Origin of the sequence: Citrobacter telavivensis, assembly GCA_009363175.1 — a bacterium.
Classification (GTDB): domain Bacteria; phylum Pseudomonadota; class Gammaproteobacteria; order Enterobacterales; family Enterobacteriaceae; genus Citrobacter_A; species Citrobacter_A telavivensis.
This window is the reverse complement of sequence record CP045205.1, coordinates 1,620,080-1,635,952: the sequence shown is the minus strand read 5'-3', so window position 1 is coordinate 1,635,952 and position 15,873 is coordinate 1,620,080. Positions and strand designations below refer to the sequence as shown.

The window sequence follows — 15,873 nt, the reverse complement described above, 5'->3', positions numbered from 1 at the left end:
GAGTATATCTATCTATAATTTAGTTTCTTTTTCGCACCGCGCAGCGGTACTTTCCTGGAAAAGCAATATGTCGTATACACCGATGAGCGATCTCGGGCAGCAAGGATTGTTCGACATCACTCGCACATTGTTACAGCAGCCCGATCTTCAATCGCTAAGTGAGGCGCTTTCGCAACTGGTAAAGCGCTCGGCGCTTGCCGACAGCGCGGCAATTGTACTGTGGCAAGCGCAAACGCAGCGCGCGTCGTATTACGTCACGCGCGATAACGGCAATCCTGTCGTCTACGAAGACGAAACCGTATTGGCCCACGGCCCGGTCCGCCGTATTCTTTCCCGACCTGATGCCTTGCACTGCAATTATCACGAATTTACGGAAACCTGGCCGCAGCTGGCCTGCGGCGGACTTTATACACCATTTGGTCACTACTGCCTGCTGCCGCTGGCGGCGGATGGGCGCATTTTCGGCGGCTGTGAATTCATCCGCAATGAAGACCGCCCCTGGAGCGAAAAAGAGTACGAGCGGCTGCAAACCTTCACGCAGATAGTTGGCGTGGTGGCGGAGCAAATTCAGTGCCGGGTCACGAACAACGTCGATTACGATCTCTTGTGCCGCGAACGCGACAACTTTCGCATTCTGGTCGCCATCACCAACGCCGTGCTCTCCCGGCTCGACATGGATGAACTGGTCAGTGAAGTCGCCAAAGAGATCCACCACTATTTCAATATCGACGACATCAGCATTGTCCTTCGCAGCCACCGCAAAAATAAGCTCAGCATTTACTCCACCCACTACCTCGATGAAAATCATCCGGCGCACGAACAGAGCGAAGTGGATGAAGCGGGCACCCTGACGGAGCGGGTGTTTAAAAGCAAAGAGATGCTGCTGATTAACCTGAACGAACGGGATGCGCTGGCCCCCTATGAACGCATGCTATTCAATACGTGGGGCAACCAGATCCAGACGCTGTGCCTGCTGCCGCTGAAGTCGGGCAATACCATGCTCGGCGTGCTCAAGCTGGCGCAGTGTGAAGAAAAAGTGTTCACCACCGCCAACCTGAACCTGCTGCGCCAGATTGCCGAGCGCGTGGCCATCGCCGTGGATAACGCCCTCGCCTATCAGGAAATTCATCGACTGAAAGAGCGACTGGTGGATGAAAACCTGGCGCTCACCGAACAGCTTAATAATGTCGACAGCGAATTTGGCGAAATCATCGGGCGCAGCGAAGCAATGTACAGCGTGCTCAAGCAGGTCGAGATGGTGGCCCAGAGCGACAGCACCGTGCTGATCCTTGGGGAAACCGGCACGGGGAAAGAGCTTATTGCCCGTGCTATCCATAATCTGAGCGGGCGTAACGCGCGCCGGATGGTGAAGATGAACTGTGCCGCCATGCCCGCCGGACTGCTGGAAAGCGATCTGTTCGGCCACGAGCGCGGCGCTTTCACCGGTGCCAGCGCGCAGCGCATTGGCCGCTTTGAGCTGGCAGATAAAAGTTCACTATTCCTGGATGAAGTCGGCGACATGCCGCTGGAATTACAGCCGAAGCTTCTGCGCGTCTTACAGGAACAGGAATTTGAGCGTCTGGGCAGCAATAAGCTGATCCAGACCGACGTGCGTCTGATCGCCGCCACTAATCGCGATCTCAAAAAAATGGTCGACGATCGCGAGTTTCGCAGCGATCTCTACTACCGCCTCAACGTTTTTCCGATCCAGCTTCCGCCGCTGCGCGAACGCCCGGAGGATATTCCTCTGTTGGTGAAAGCGTTCACCTTTAAAATCGCTCGCCGCCTGGGACGTAACATTGACAGTATCCCGGCGGAAACGCTGCGCATCCTCAGTAATATGGAGTGGCCTGGCAACGTGCGTGAACTGGAAAACGTGGTTGAGCGCGCCGTTCTACTGACGCGGGGAAGCGTACTACAACTCTCACTTCCGGATGTTGGCATGCTCTCACCGGACGTCCCCCCTGTCGCAACGGAAGTCGCGCAGGAAGGCGAGGACGAGTATCAGCTCATCATGCGGGTGCTGAAAGAGACCAATGGTGTGGTCGCGGGTCCGAAAGGGGCGGCTCAGCGCCTCGGACTCAAGCGTACAACGCTGCTGTCGCGCATGAAGCGCTTAGGTATTGATAAGGATGCATTAGTGTAAGTCGTTCAGGCTATACTCTGTGAAACATAAACAAAAGGAGGCAACATGGCGGTATCAGCACGTAATCAATTGACCGGTACGGTTAGCGCAGTCGCAACAGGGGCAGTGAATGACGAAGTTGAGTTGACCCTGGCTGGCGGTGCAAAACTGGTCGCCATCGTCACCCACAGCAGCCAGCAGGCGCTGGGTCTGGTGAAAGGCAAAGACGCCATTGCGTTGATCAAAGCGCCGTGGGTCACTCTGGCAACAGAAGATTGTGGTCTGAAATTTTCAGCCCGCAACCAGTTCGTCGGTAGCGTTTCTCAGGTCACTGAAGGCGCGGTCAATGCCACTGTCCACATCAAAACCGACGCCGGATTTGAGATTGTGGCAGTCGTCACCAATGAAAGTCAGCAAGAGATGAAACTGAGCCAGGGCAGCCGCGTGATCGCGCTGATTAAAGCCTCAGCGATTCTGATTGCCACCAAAGCGTAATTCTGGTGCCCGATAACGTCATGCTGTCGGGCTTACCAACGCCCTACTTCTTGCGCTGATATTTTTCCGGTAATGCCGGCACGGGGCGTTTATCGTCGATAAGATGACGAACGGTTAAAATCGGGTGACGCCAGAGCATTCTTGGCCCCGCCCAGCGCATGATCTGCTTCATCTCTTCACGTTTTGCAGGCTGATAGCAGTGTACCGGACACTGTTTACAGGCGGGTTTCTCCTCACCAAAGACGCACTTATCCAGACGCTTTTGCGCATAGGCGAACAGCGCGTCGTAGTGCCCCGACTCGTCGGAAGCCTGCGGACACTGGCTCTCGTACAGCGCGATCATCTTTTTAATCGTCAGTTTTTCGCGAGCGATACGCTTGCCGGACATGATGCGCCCTCCACAACATTAAGGTGCATTTATTCTACAACTTAAATTCTCGCGACACTATCACCCGAAGGTGACATCTCCTTCACCACTCAAATAAGAATTATTTTCATTTAACACTATCTTTATATATGCCTTGTGCTATATAACATAGCAAAGGCTATATTTGATGGATAATTAACCACTTTTTTAGGAGGATACTATGTCACATATTTCCCGTCTGACGTCGTCTCTGCTGGCTGGCGTACTGGTCATCTTTGCGCTGTCACCGGCTTACGCCAGAGAGAAACTCAACGTCGTTACCACCTTCACTATCATTGCCGACATGGCGAAAAACGTGGCGGGCGAGGCGGCAAATGTCAGTTCGATCACCAAACCTGGCGCAGAAATTCATGAGTATCAGCCCACTCCGGGTGACATTAAGCGGGCACAGGGTGCGCAACTGATCCTCTCTAACGGCCTGAATCTGGAACTGTGGTTTGCCCGCTTCTATCAGAATTTGTCGGGCGTACCGGACGTGACGGTGTCTGACGGGGTGAAACCGATGGGTATCAGCGAAGGTCCGTATAACGGAAAACCTAACCCCCACGCCTGGATGTCTGCAGAAAATGCGATTATCTACGTCGACAATATTCGCGACGCGCTGGCGAAATACGATCCGGATAACGCCGCGGTTTACCAGAAAAATGCCGAACGTTATAAAGCGCAAATTCACCAGACGCTGGCCCCTCTCCATGCCGCGCTGGCAAAGATCCCTGCCGATAAACGCTGGCTGGTGACCAGTGAGGGGGCGTTCTCTTATCTTGCCCGCGATAACGATCTGAAAGAGCTGTACCTCTGGCCGATCAACGCCGATCAGCAGGGAACGCCAAGACAGGTGCGTAAAGTAATCGATGCGATAAGACAACATCAGATCCCCACCGTGTTCAGCGAAAGCACCGTCTCGGATAAACCGGCTCGCCAGGTCGCCCGGGAGTCCGGTGCACATTACGGCGGCGTGCTGTATGTCGATTCGCTGAGCGCCGCCGATGGCCCCGTGCCCACCTATCTCGACCTGTTGCGGGTCACTACCGAGACCATCGTCAGCGGCATTAACGACGGTCTGAGGAACCAGAAATGAGTCAATCGGCGATTACCGTGAATCAGGTGACGGTGACGTATCGCAATGGTCATACCGCACTACGCGATGCCACCTTTCAGGTGCCCGGCGGCTCTATTGCCGCGCTGGTAGGGGTTAACGGATCGGGAAAATCGACGCTGTTCAAGGCGTTAATGGGCTTTGTCCGTCTGGCGGACGGCGAGATATCTATCCTGCGACTGCCGGTGAATAACGCGCTGAAACAGAATCTTATTGCTTACGTGCCGCAGTCAGAAGAGGTCGACTGGTCATTTCCGGTGCTGGTGGAGGACGTGGTAATGATGGGTCGCTACGGGCATATGGGCTGGTTGCGTCGCCCAAAGGCAGCGGATCGAGCCAGCGTCGACGCTGCGCTGGCGCGGGTGGACATGCTGGAATACCGCCACCGGCAGATTGGTGAGCTTTCCGGCGGGCAGAAAAAACGCGTCTTTCTCGCCAGAGCCATTGCCCAGGACGGCCAGGTGATTCTGCTGGATGAGCCCTTTACCGGTGTCGACGTCAAAACCGAAGCCCGCATTATTGCGCTGTTACGCGAGTTGCGCGATGAGGGGCGCACCATGCTGGTCTCCACCCATAATCTCGGTTCAGTCACCGAGTTCTGCGATTATACGGTGATGATCAAAGGCACCGTACTGGCAAGCGGCCCAACCGATACGACCTTTACCGCCGAAAACCTTGAGCTGGCATTCAGCGGCGTTTTACGCCACGTCGCGCTCAGCGGCGGCGAAGAACACATCATTACCGATGACGAACGTCCGTTTATTTCCCGGCGTACGGCAGGCAGCGGAGAATCATCATGAACTGGCTGACGGAACCCTTTGGCTATCAGTACATGCTCAATGCGATGTGGGTTTCAGCGATGGTTGGCGGCCTGTGCGCCTTTCTCTCCTGCTATTTAATGCTCAAAGGCTGGTCGCTGATTGGCGATGCGCTTTCGCACTCCATCGTGCCAGGCGTTGCCGGGGCGTACATGCTCGGCTTACCTTTTTCGCTCGGCGCCTTCCTCTCCGGTGGTCTGGCGGCAGGCAGTATGTTGTTTCTGAACCAGCGCTCGCGGCTGAAAGAGGACGCCATTATTGGCCTGATCTTCTCGTCATTCTTTGGCATTGGGCTGTTTATGGTGTCGCTCAACCCGATGTCGGTAAATATTCAGACCATCATTCTCGGCAACGTGTTGGCGATCGCGCCGGAAGATATTGTGCAACTGGCCATTATTGGCGCGGTTTCCCTGCTTATCCTGCTGCTGAAGTGGAAGGATCTGATGGTCACCTTTTTTGATGAAAACCACGCCCGCTCGATTGGCCTGAATCCGGATCGCCTGAAGCTGCTGTTTTTCACCCTGCTGTCGGTGTCCACCGTGGCTGCGCTACAAACGGTGGGCGCCTTTCTGGTGATCTGCCTGGTGGTGACGCCCGGCGCAACGGCCTGGCTGCTGACCGATCGCTTCCCGCGCCTTCTTATCATTGCCGTTGCGATCGGCAGTGTGACCAGTTTCTTCGGTGCCTGGCTCAGTTACTGGCTGGACGGCGCTACCGGCGGGATCATCGTGGTGCTGCAAACGCTGCTGTTCCTGTTAGCGTTCGTTTTCGCCCCCAAACACGGCCTGCTGGCGAACCGTCGTCGTGCACGTCGTAAGGAGCCGTCATGTTCCTGAGCATCCTGCTGGAACCTTTTCAGTTCGACTTTATGGTGAATGCGCTTTCCGTTTCCGCCCTGGTAGCCGTTCCCTGTGCGCTGCTGTCGGTATTTCTGGTACTGAAAGGCTGGGCACTCATGGGCGATGCCATGAGCCATGCCGTCTTTCCGGGAATTGTACTGGCGTATATCGTCGGCATTCCGCTGGCGATTGGCGCGTTTATTGCCGGGCTGTTCTGCGCCGTGGCAACCGGGTATCTCGACGACAATAGCCGGATCAAACGCGACACCATCATGGGGATCGTCTTCTCCGGAATGTTTGGGGCCGGACTGGTGCTGTATATCTCTATCCAGTCAGAGGTCCATCTCGACCATATTTTATTTGGCGACATGCTGGGGATTTCGCTCAGCGATATTGGGCAAACGGCGCTCATCGCGCTCGGAATTGCGCTAGTCATCCTCTTCAAATGGAAAGATCTGCTGCTTCACGCCTTCGATCCACATCAGGCAAAGGCCTGCGGTCTTAACACGACGCTGTTGCACTACGGATTACTCTGCATGATTGCGCTGACCATCGTGGCGACGCTGAAATCGGTGGGGATCATTTTGTCGATTTCCCTGCTGATAGCCCCTGGCGCGATTGCCGTTCTCCTCACCCGACGCTTTGCCCACGCACTGCTGTTGGCAACCGGGCTGTCGGTAGTCACCTCATTTTTGGGCGTTTATCTGTCGTTTTTCCTCGACAGCGCCCCCGCTCCCACGATCGTGGTGCTGTTTACCCTTATCTTTATCGCTGCGTTTGTTTTTGCCACATTACGCGACCGGCGCTCGGAATTGCGACAACAACAATCGGTGTAAAATTCTGAAACGGAAGAAGGATCGAGAATGCGTCATAAAAGAGATCCTCTCTCGTACTCAATTGTGGATACCGCCAGTAGAGTCACTTTTTTTTTCCGCTACGAAAGACTGAATTTGAGATCCAGAATTCAGCATAAAGCCAGTCGATTTAGACGTATTATGAGTCTGAGCCAGGCAGACCAGCATGGCATAATCTACCGTTGACGTAGACGCTGTCGCTTGTGTGCTTCCTGAAGCCAGGTTGATAGATTGCGCCTTATTGTCTGCCGTCAGATCGGCACCCCAATAGACATAATTGGTCGGCCATCCATAAAGCGTTGCCACCGCACCACCAGGATGATCGCCGTAGAGTGTTTGCCACTCCTTGAGCAGCGGTATTTTGTCGATGGAACATCCCTCGATATTCAACGAAGAAGCCTGTGGGTAAGTTATCGCAGACCATTTTTCGTTATTAGTCGAACTGTAGGAACCCACACCGATCTCGGCCTGAAGCATTGGCCGACGAAAAACAACCCCCGCACTGCTGGTAACTGTCTCCGGCATATGGCCCCAGTACTGAGCTTTACTGGAGTCAGGGCTCGTCAGTACGGTAAACACCGTGTCCAGACTGGACGTTACGCCGGGAATGTCGGTAATCGAGAGAGTAATCGGTGCTTTTGTTCCTTTGACTGTGGAGGGACGCGTCACGTCCAGAAGCAGGTTACCGGCATCATCCGTAGACAAATTGCTTGTTGATCCTGGTGAAGTCAATGTGGAGCCGTTAACCGTCATCGCTTGTGCTGATTCCTGGACTGCCTGACGGTTATAATCATTGCCGCGGGAAATGGTCAGCATTGTTGCGGGTATTGGTTTACCGCTGGCATCTTCGACGGTTACATTGAGATGAAGCGTATCGCCGCTTTTTGCCTTCGCAACATTCAGTGACGCATCCCATTGCGTGCTATCGGCAGGTTTAATAACGATCTTCGATGGCACAGGGTTGGCGTCTTTCAGGCACGTAATCATCATCCACGATGAGCCACTCGCAGAATATGTATACCCGCTTTTTAATTCGATTGAATACCAGGCCGAGACTCTGTCTGGATAATAATAGGTGGAAGTCCAGTAGTTATAGCCTGAAGTGACCGGCCAGCCGAATTCGGTACTGATCTTGTTGCCGCTGTGTGCAGCATATAACGCACTCATTTGAGCAATTTGCGGTAAATGGTTTGCCGCACATCCTCCGGCTTCTGGGTTGTTGAAGGCCACGTTATGATCCCTCACGGTTGCCCAGGATTCGTTGCTTATCGTCGTATGACCACTCGCTGATGGGGCCTCCGCCGCCAGTTTTGGCCGCTCAAAAACGATATCATCTACGGTGATGGTATCTGGCATATGTCCCCACATCGCGGCTTTATCACTGTCCGGACTGGTTACTATCGTAAAAATGGATGCCATATTTTCAACTAATGCACTGTTCTCATCTGGTGAAACAGAGAGTAATCCCTCAAACCCTGCGCCGCCGGAAACCTCCACCAGCGCCTGCCCATTACTGTCCGTGACACCGTAGAAACGGGTACTCCCTGATAAATATGTCGCAGACCCTCCGGGATATCCTGCGTACAGGTAAGCGGAGTACGGCTCGCCATTACGTTTTGTACTCTGGGCACCGAGGATAGAAAAAGCGACATTTGGCAATATATTCCCTTGTGCGTCTTTGAATTCTATCTGCCACGTAATTATCTCACCTTTTTTCACTTTGGCGGCTTTCAGTTCGGGTACATATTGCGCAGACGTCAGTTCAATTTGAGCGACATTCCCCTTTGCTTTCGCCTTATCAAGGCAGGTCAGATACTTTGTTTGACTTTGCGCCATCCCTGAACTGCTGTCCGAATACAGGCTAACGGTATAATAATTGCGGCTGGCGGTAACAGAACTATCGGCCGTATTGCTCCAGTAATATGTGTATGTAGGCCACCCTTGTTCTGATTCTATTTTGCCGCCTGGATAGGCGTTGTAGAGCGAATCTAAGGAATCCCGGGTCGGAATATGCGCCTCATCGCATCCTGAGGAAGCGTTATCCTGCGCCTGCGGATACGTTAAGACAGCCCACGTCTCATAATTTTCTGAAGAAGATTTATACCCGCTGGTCTGAGCCAGTTCATTAAAGAGTATCGGGCGTTTAAAGACGGTACCATCGGTTGCCGTCAGCGTTTCGGGCATATGCCCCCAGTAAGTCGCCTTCGCCGAGTCCGGACTGGTGGCAACGGTAAAAATCGAACCCATGTCAGCCGTGACGCTGTCGTTATCAAATAGCTTTGCGGTAATCACCGCTTTTGTACCTTTGGTGTTTGCCCGCGTGATCTCCAGAATCAGGCTTCCGTCAGCGCCGGTTGAGGCATACAGCAAAGAGGATTGATTGGCCAATGACAGCCCGTTAATCACCATTGATGCGGGGGAGCTCTCTTTGACGTCCTGGCGAGAATAATCGTCACCGCGCGAGATAACAACCGACGTATCGGGTACCGGATTACCCGCACTATCCTTTGTCATCAGTTTTAATCGCAGTGTATCGCCTTTTTTCACTCTGGCGGCGTTCAGCGTCTCTGACCACTGAGTTTTATCCGTCGTCTCCAGAGTTATCTGTGTCGCTACTGGGTTGGCATCTTTCAGGCAGGAGACCACGAACATGCCAGCGCCGCTGGAGCCCGTGGCGCCGGACGTCATACTGATAACATCCCAACCGACGGTGGGTCCTCCTGAAGACAGCGTCGACGTCCAGTAGCTATAGACAGTCTGCCAGCCGTGTTCAGTATTAAGTTTATTGTCTTTGTTCGCGTTATACAGCGCCTTCATCTGGTTAGTACTGGGGAGGTGGCTGGTTTCACATCCTCCTGCCGCGCTACTCTGTGCACTAGCGCTGGTCAGTATTCCCCACACCTCGTTATCCAGTGCACGCGTTGAACCACTTGGGGTGGTAGTAAACTCACTCGTCAGTTTGGGGCGATAAAATGTATCATCACCCACCGTCACGCTGTCATCCATGTGCCCCCACATCTGCGCTTTGTCCGTATCCGGGCTGGTGACGGCAGTAAAAATCACCTCATAGTTAATCGCATCGGCGACCCGCGAGTCATCCAGTTTGATGGTCAGCGGTGTTTTTACACCAGGCCCTTTCGGTTGCTCAATGACCAATTGCGCCTGCCCCTGCGCATCCGTAATCCCCTGGTAAGTGCCTGTCATGCCGCTGTTAGTGCCAAATGACTGTCCGTTCACCATCAGCGGGCCGCCGGATGTAAACCCGGTGGCACTCCCCTGCCGGTTAGTGGACTCCCCGGACGTCACCGTGAACGCCACATTCGGCGCAGGCAAGTCGTTTACCGCGTTGGTTGTCTGCACTGTCAGCGTGATAGGTTCACCCGCTTTCGCTTTCGCCTGCCGCTGGCTGGCGTCACCGTTGGTAATGACCTGAAGCTGCGATACCAACCCCGTGGCAGCGCAGGAAAGATAGTTCGACGTGCTACCGGTAAAGCTGCCCTGGTCGCCGTTTTTCAGGCTGACATTGTGGTAAGTAGTGCCATCCGTGTCTGCCGACAGATAGCTGTAGCCTTCTGTCGGCCAGCCCAGATCTGTCACTATCTGGTTTGCGCTGTGCCCGGCATACAGTTTTTCCAGTGAATTGGCTGACGGCACCTGTCCGTCGCCGCACTGGCTTTCCGCCTTGCTGAGCTGAGTAAATGTAGCCCAGTCTTCATTATTCTCCCGATTATTACCCGCTTCGTAACTGGACTCCGCCGCCAGCAGCGGGCGTACGAACAGACTGCCGTCTGCCGTTGCCGCATCTTTCATATGGCCCCACATGCGAGCCTTGTCGCTGTCCGGACTGGTGATGACGGTAAAAATCACGTCTTTACTGTCGGTGGCGGTATACCCTTCGCGCATTTCGGCCGTAATGGTGGTGCGCACGCCGGCACCATGAGGCTGGGTCAATACCACGGTTGCGGCACCGCTGGCATCAGTAACCCCCTCATAAAGGTGTGGATCGCTGGCCTGAATCTGCTCGCCAGCGATCACCACGGGAGACGTTTCCCACTCAGAACTGGTTTCATTGGCGCGGTTATGCGCCGGGTCCAGCGCCAGGGAGTAATAGGTGTGAGGAAGCGGCTCCCCGGTCACGCTGTCGGTGATCGTGACCGTCATGGTGATGGATTCACCGGTCATTGCTTTCGCCGCAGTCAGCGTGGTGTCGTAATGATCAGGCGTCAGCGTTATTTTGGGTATAACCACCGGCATAGCATGATCCACGCAACTGACAAGGTAGTGCTCACTGTCATTGCGGGATTCGCTTTCCTGACCATTCATATCCACCGCGAAGTGCCGCCCAGAGTCACCGGGCGAAGCCGACCAGTAATTATTACCCTGTATCGGCCACCCCAGCGTCTCCTGAATAGTTTGCGTGCCCTGAGCAACATCCAGCGCAACTAACCGCCGAAGATCCGGCAGTAGGGAGTTGCAGTGGCTGTTAGCGTTGTTCCAGTCAAACAGTGCCCAGACTTCGTTATGGTCGGTCGCAGAGCCATTCGCTCCACTGGTCTCCCCCGACAGCTTAGGGCGGCTAAACGTAAAATCACCTACCGTGGTACTCTCCACCATATGACCCCACATCGCGGCTTTATCGCTGTTAGGGCTTGTCAACGTGGTAAATATCACATCCACATCGGTTTCCAACACGCTGCTTTTTGATGGTTTCACCTTCAGCGTGGTTTTTACCCCCGGTCCACCATCCTGCGTCACTGTCACGGTCGCTGTACCGTTAGCATCCGTGACACCCTGATATTCGGTGCCAGAGGAGATCAGTTCAGTATTGCCGATATGTACCGGTAGGCTGTTGTTGACATCGCCCTGTCGACCACGCGCATCACTGCGGGTAATGACAAAGGGTACGTTATTTAGCACATTTCCCGTACAGTCGTGGGTGGTAATGGTCAGAGTGATACTCTCACCGGCCTTCACCTTCGCAGCTTTCAGCGTATCGTCATAGTGACTGGCGCTGACCGTCAACGGCGCATTCGGTGAGGGTGCGATATCAATCGCCACCCGCTTATCCTGCAGCGCCACGGTGCCAGTGGCGGGAGAACCGGTGAGCGTGGAGAGATACAGCAGCGGCAGCGGCGTGGTTGAATTCACCTGCGGCCACGTCACCAGATGACGCCCGGCCAGATTTTGTGCACAAAAACTTTTGTCGTCTACCGGCTGTGGGTCAAGCAGCGTCTCCGGTGTGGCTGCATCGGCCCAAACCAGGTCCGCACCGGGCGGCTGTTGGTTCTCCCACTGTAAGGCCGGTGGCGCGGCGAACAGGTCGCCTTCAGTATCATGGGGATTCGTCAGGATAAGATGGCTGGCGGCAGTATCAGCGCTGAAATCGCCGGGCGTTGCGCTGAACGGTACGGCGTACGTTTTAGTGGGATCTAGCTGTATGCTGCCCTGATAAACCGCGATCGCCGCACTGTCGGCCTGCGGACTGGTCCCCTTAATTTCACCCGTAGAAGTAGGCGTTGTCTGCCAGGTTCCTCCTTTGAACGCTGCCTGGGCTGAAAATGGGGGTATTCCGAACGACATCGCCAGCAGCAATAAGATACTCAATATCTTCTTCATTTTCCGATATCCGCACATTAATCAGTCCTGACTGGCTTCGTTTTTTTTACCCAGTGGTGTACTCAACAAAAATTACATCTGCAAAAATGCCATTCCCTGCGGGGAATGGCATCAGAGATAAAAAACTATTTACGTTTGTATTTGATGGCCAACGTATTTCCCTGAACACCATCCACGCCTGCACCGGAGAGAACACCGGTTGCGGCAGTATTGGTTGCCGGGAGCACCAGATCCTCGTTCTGTACGCTGGAATCGCCGGACGTATTTGCCGTTGCGCTCGTTCCAGTAAACACCCACATATAGTCATAGTAGCTGGTGACATCGGTATCTGTACCGGAATCGTAGGTGCCGTTACCGTTGGTATCTCGCCACAGTTTGACCTTATAGGTATGACCGGTATGCAGTGGAACCGTGGTGTTCTTGAGCAGGTTAACCGAGGTATCGGTGGTGTCATAAATAGTCACCTGCAGATCGTCATCCACCACCGGCCCTTCCGGAATATCATCACTGTCGCTACCGCCGCCAGCCGCGGTGGACAAATCAGCCATATCAACCAGCACGCCCGTGCGGGGATCGCCGGTCTCCGTCGTCGGGGTAATTTGCATCCCGATATAACAGTTCTCGTCTGCGGTTACGATGGTATAAGAGTCTGAGCCATTCGTGCCGTTGCCCTGAAGGGTCCGACCATCCTTTTTGCTCTGATCTTTGTAACACATCCACTTGATGCTCTTTTTCGTTAACCCCGTGGCGTCAGTATCACCTTCGGTATCGTTGATATCCCAAGAGACGGTGAGCTTATCGCCGACATGAAGTTGCTTCTCGCCATCCGTCGACGCCGTAGAACCACCCGTACGACCCGAGCGATCAATTTCCACCTTGACGTGCAGGCCGTCATCGGTCACTGGCGCGTTCGGGATTTTAATTTTAGGAACCGTACCGACAATGCTGCCCGTGTTACCACTCGTCAACCAGCCAGCCCCCTCTTTTAGATTGCCCACTTTACTCACTTTATTCGCGGCAAGTGCGACAGGTACGGAGCAATATCCGGCAATGGCTAACGCTATAGCAATTTTGGTCAGACGCTGTATTGTTACTTGTTTCATTAATATTCCTCTTGTTTCGAATATCAGCGACTGGCCCTTGTTAACCATCACGCCAATAGTCTTTTACTTTTTGTGATACGTGACTCGTATCCCATACCCCTGAACGCCGCTTTTTTCGCTGGCGCCAAATTTTTGCTTCGCTTCACGGTTCGTCACCGGAAGCACCAAATCCTGGTTCTCGGTATTGGTTTGCGCCCCCGAATCCCCGCTGATGCTTTCACCAGTAAACTCCCATTTGTAGTCGTACTGCGCCATTTCCTCAGCGCTGAGCTGCTCCGACATCTGGAACACTCCGTCCTTGTTTTTATCGCGCCATAACATAAATCGGTATGCGCTGTTCAATGGCAGGTGCCCATTCTTATTTCCAATTAAATTCACCGGATTACCGACATGAGTCTGGTAAATAGCGGCATTAACATCGTTGACGTTTTGGCCCAGAAAAGTGATATCCACATAATTACTGTCACCATAGGCATCCGTTTTAGCCTTCCAGCGAAAAGTGCCTGGCTGCGTACTGGAAAGTGTGAGGGTTCCGGCCTGTTTATCGCGGTTGGCAATAAACACACAGGGTGTTACGTTCGTGCAGGGTTTGGTGGAGAGCGTGACCATTTTGTCATTGCTGTCGTACAACTCAGGCATCATGGCGTCATCCACCAGTTTCTCGCCTTTGCTGTCGCTATCATCGCCATAAGCATCTGTCAGCAGCAGTGCCATCACGACGCCGTCGACGCCGTCCGCCTGTGCGCTGGTCTCATGTTGATGCTGGCTGAGATCTGCCCCCGCGAGGTTATCGACAACCAATTCAATTTTGCGGTGCTGCTGTACCGTCAACTCCACGATGCTGGAGTTCTGATGATTACCTTCTTCATCCACCAGCGAGATCCTGACTTTCCATGTATTCAACGCAAGACGTTCAGCATCCGTTGCAGCGTCTTCCCATGTAGGCAATACCAGATTCCAGCTGTTGTTATTGCCCTCCGTCAGCGTGTTCGCCTTAACCACGGGCATGACCAGAGTACGGTTAGCATTGTTCTTTGCCTGCCATGAGGCCGTCGCTATTTTGTAGTGATGACTCACCAGTGCATTGATTGTCCACTTACATTTTTCCAGGCCCACGCCCGCTTCCGGCGTATCGCTGATCACACATTCCGGATGTTCATTGGTTGTATCGGCTTTCAGAAACAGCGAAACGTCCAGCGGATCTTTTTCGCGATATTCGAGAACGATAAAATTATTACGGTCGACAAAATCATGGCGACTGCCTTCCAATGAATGCTGGATTTTGACATTTTCCGGATCGAGCAGTGCTTTAAGCGGTGTGCCAAACTGATAATTTAGCGTGGCTGTCACGTTTACATCCGTGTTATCTCCTGTACCATACTTATAATCCGTACTGAACGTGAGCAACGGTACAGGGGTATAATTCAACTCAAACGTGACGGCCTGCGGGTTGCGCTCCAGGTTATCCTCACCAAATAGCGCCACTTCATCACCATAATATTGTTCATAAACCAACTTACCACCTACCTGTGGATAAAATGGCAGCCATGTCTCTACGCGCACATCCCACCCACGTGCCGGACGCTCTTCATAAAAGTCTAAATCAGGAGAATTCTTCCAGTTGGAGAGCGGGTGATAATAGTTTCCGGAGAATCGCAGAAAGTCAGTCCAGGTCTCGGCTCCCAGCCCCAACCGACGATGCCCACGAGAAAAATCGTAATCATAAAAAGTATTACCACCGAGCATCCAGCGCCCGATATTATGACGCAGCCCTACCCCTATATTACTGATAGTACGATCTTCTTTACGTTGAGTAGAAAGCTGGCTGAACAGGACATTATCCGGGTCTTCATATAAGGGGACGAAATAATTCAGAGAACTGCCTTCCAGAGACCCTTCCTGATCAACCGATAAATTCGTGCGCACAACGCCATAAGGTGACATCAGACCTTCGATGTAGGATTGTGCTGTAGAGGTAATTTTATTTTGTAAATAGCTTTTGGCCTGTGATTCCAGCGCCTCTGGTGTCAGGTTTTCAAACCCCTGAGCAGCAGAATTCGTTATATAACTTTCTGATTGCTCTTTAAAATCTTCTTTTTCTATTTTCTTCGCAGCCTCACTACCTAAATCAGGTAACTCAATTGCTGCCAGGGGTGGGGAGGGTTCTTTGGTAAGCGTCTGACTTTCAGTATATTGATTTGCAGCTAACAACGCTCTAGGTATTATAACCATGATCAATACAAAGATAACAACACGAGTCATTCAAACCTACCACTATAGAAATATTCTATATAAATGGGACCTATTTATTCAAAGAGATACAATCATTAAACAAAATACTTACACAAATAAACAACTCATCCAAACATCATTTAGAAGATTATATCTAGTACTAGCACAGCTCTTCAGCACTAATTTGTCCATTATTGGATAATTTAGTTTTTTATTACTGGAGCTATTGCAAGAGATAAATTTGATTGCAGTAATCAATCAGTTCATC

General features: G+C 52.8%; 10 protein-coding genes. 6 read left to right on the top strand and 4 right to left on the bottom strand.

The features are described from left to right. Positions 1-67: 67 nt before the first annotated feature. The gene (flhA, locus tag GBC03_09900) at positions 68-2,146 is read left to right on the top strand and encodes a formate hydrogenlyase transcriptional activator FlhA (protein QFS70503.1); all 2,079 of its coding nucleotides are present in this window, start codon (positions 68-70) and stop codon (positions 2,144-2,146) included. A gap of 45 nt (positions 2,147-2,191) precedes the next feature. Then, positions 2,192-2,620, top strand: coding sequence for a transporter (locus GBC03_09895; GenBank protein ID QFS70502.1), 429 nt, complete (start codon positions 2,192-2,194; stop codon positions 2,618-2,620). Positions 2,621-2,663: 43 nt separating this feature from the next. On the opposite strand, the gene GBC03_09890 is transcribed toward GBC03_09895, so the two are convergent. Continuing rightward, entirely contained in the window at positions 2,664-3,008 is a 345-nt protein-coding gene (locus GBC03_09890; GenBank protein ID QFS70501.1) for a nitrous oxide-stimulated promoter family protein, read from the bottom strand. A 199-nt stretch (positions 3,009-3,207) separates the two neighbouring features. Here GBC03_09890 and GBC03_09885 point away from each other — a divergent pair, with 199 nt between their 5' ends. Genes GBC03_09885 through sitD form a run of 4 tightly spaced genes read left to right on the top strand, consistent with a single transcriptional unit; the run spans position 3,208 to position 6,636 of the window. Continuing rightward, complete coding sequence (locus tag GBC03_09885; protein QFS70500.1) at positions 3,208-4,125, top strand: metal ABC transporter substrate-binding protein; 918 nt, start codon at positions 3,208-3,210, stop codon at positions 4,123-4,125. Beyond that, positions 4,122-4,943, top strand: coding sequence for an iron/manganese ABC transporter ATP-binding protein SitB (sitB, locus tag GBC03_09880; protein QFS70499.1), 822 nt, complete (start codon positions 4,122-4,124; stop codon positions 4,941-4,943). The genes GBC03_09885 and sitB overlap by 4 nt, the downstream gene beginning before the upstream one ends. Then, positions 4,940-5,797: an iron/manganese ABC transporter permease subunit SitC gene (gene sitC, locus GBC03_09875; GenBank protein QFS70498.1), complete on the top strand. Its 858-nt coding sequence runs from the start codon at positions 4,940-4,942 to the stop codon at positions 5,795-5,797. The genes sitB and sitC overlap by 4 nt, the downstream gene beginning before the upstream one ends. Further along, a complete protein-coding gene (sitD, locus tag GBC03_09870) occupies positions 5,788-6,636 on the top strand; it encodes an iron/manganese ABC transporter permease subunit SitD (protein ID QFS70497.1) in 849 nt (282 codons plus the stop codon). Before sitC ends, sitD begins: the two co-directional genes overlap by 10 nt. Before the next feature lie 57 nt (positions 6,637-6,693). Here sitD and GBC03_09865 read toward each other — a convergent pair whose 3' ends face one another. The 3 genes from GBC03_09865 to sinH all read right to left on the bottom strand — a co-directional run bounded on the left by GBC03_09865 (position 6,694) and on the right by sinH (position 15,635). Beyond that, positions 6,694-12,288, bottom strand: a complete 5,595-nt coding sequence (locus tag GBC03_09865; GenBank protein ID QFS70496.1) for a hypothetical protein — start codon at positions 12,286-12,288, stop codon at positions 6,694-6,696. A gap of 107 nt (positions 12,289-12,395) precedes the next feature. Next, positions 12,396-13,373, bottom strand: coding sequence for a hypothetical protein (locus tag GBC03_09860; GenBank protein QFS70495.1), 978 nt, complete (start codon positions 13,371-13,373; stop codon positions 12,396-12,398). 63 nt (positions 13,374-13,436) lie between these two features. Next, complete coding sequence (sinH, locus tag GBC03_09855) at positions 13,437-15,635, bottom strand: intimin-like inverse autotransporter SinH (GenBank protein QFS70494.1); 2,199 nt, start codon at positions 15,633-15,635, stop codon at positions 13,437-13,439. Positions 15,636-15,873 lie beyond the last annotated feature (238 nt).

Excerpts from the sequence above, each read along its gene's own strand:
- GBC03_09895 (QFS70502.1), top strand. The coding sequence starts at position 2,192 with ATGGCGGTATCAGCACGTAATCAATTGACCGGTACGGTTAGCGCAGTC.
- sinH (QFS70494.1), bottom strand. The coding sequence starts at position 15,635 with ATGACTCGTGTTGTTATCTTTGTATTGATCATGGTTATAATACCTAGA.
- sitC (QFS70498.1), top strand. The coding sequence starts at position 4,940 with ATGAACTGGCTGACGGAACCCTTTGGCTATCAGTACATGCTCAATGCG.
- sitD (QFS70497.1), top strand. The coding sequence starts at position 5,788 with ATGTTCCTGAGCATCCTGCTGGAACCTTTTCAGTTCGACTTTATGGTG.
- GBC03_09890 (QFS70501.1), bottom strand. The coding sequence starts at position 3,008 with ATGTCCGGCAAGCGTATCGCTCGCGAAAAACTGACGATTAAAAAGATG.
- flhA (QFS70503.1), top strand. The coding sequence starts at position 68 with ATGTCGTATACACCGATGAGCGATCTCGGGCAGCAAGGATTGTTCGAC.
- GBC03_09865 (QFS70496.1), bottom strand. The coding sequence starts at position 12,288 with ATGTGCGGATATCGGAAAATGAAGAAGATATTGAGTATCTTATTGCTG.
- sitB (QFS70499.1), top strand. The coding sequence starts at position 4,122 with ATGAGTCAATCGGCGATTACCGTGAATCAGGTGACGGTGACGTATCGC.
- GBC03_09885 (QFS70500.1), top strand. The coding sequence starts at position 3,208 with ATGTCACATATTTCCCGTCTGACGTCGTCTCTGCTGGCTGGCGTACTG.
- GBC03_09860 (QFS70495.1), bottom strand. The coding sequence starts at position 13,373 with ATGAAACAAGTAACAATACAGCGTCTGACCAAAATTGCTATAGCGTTA.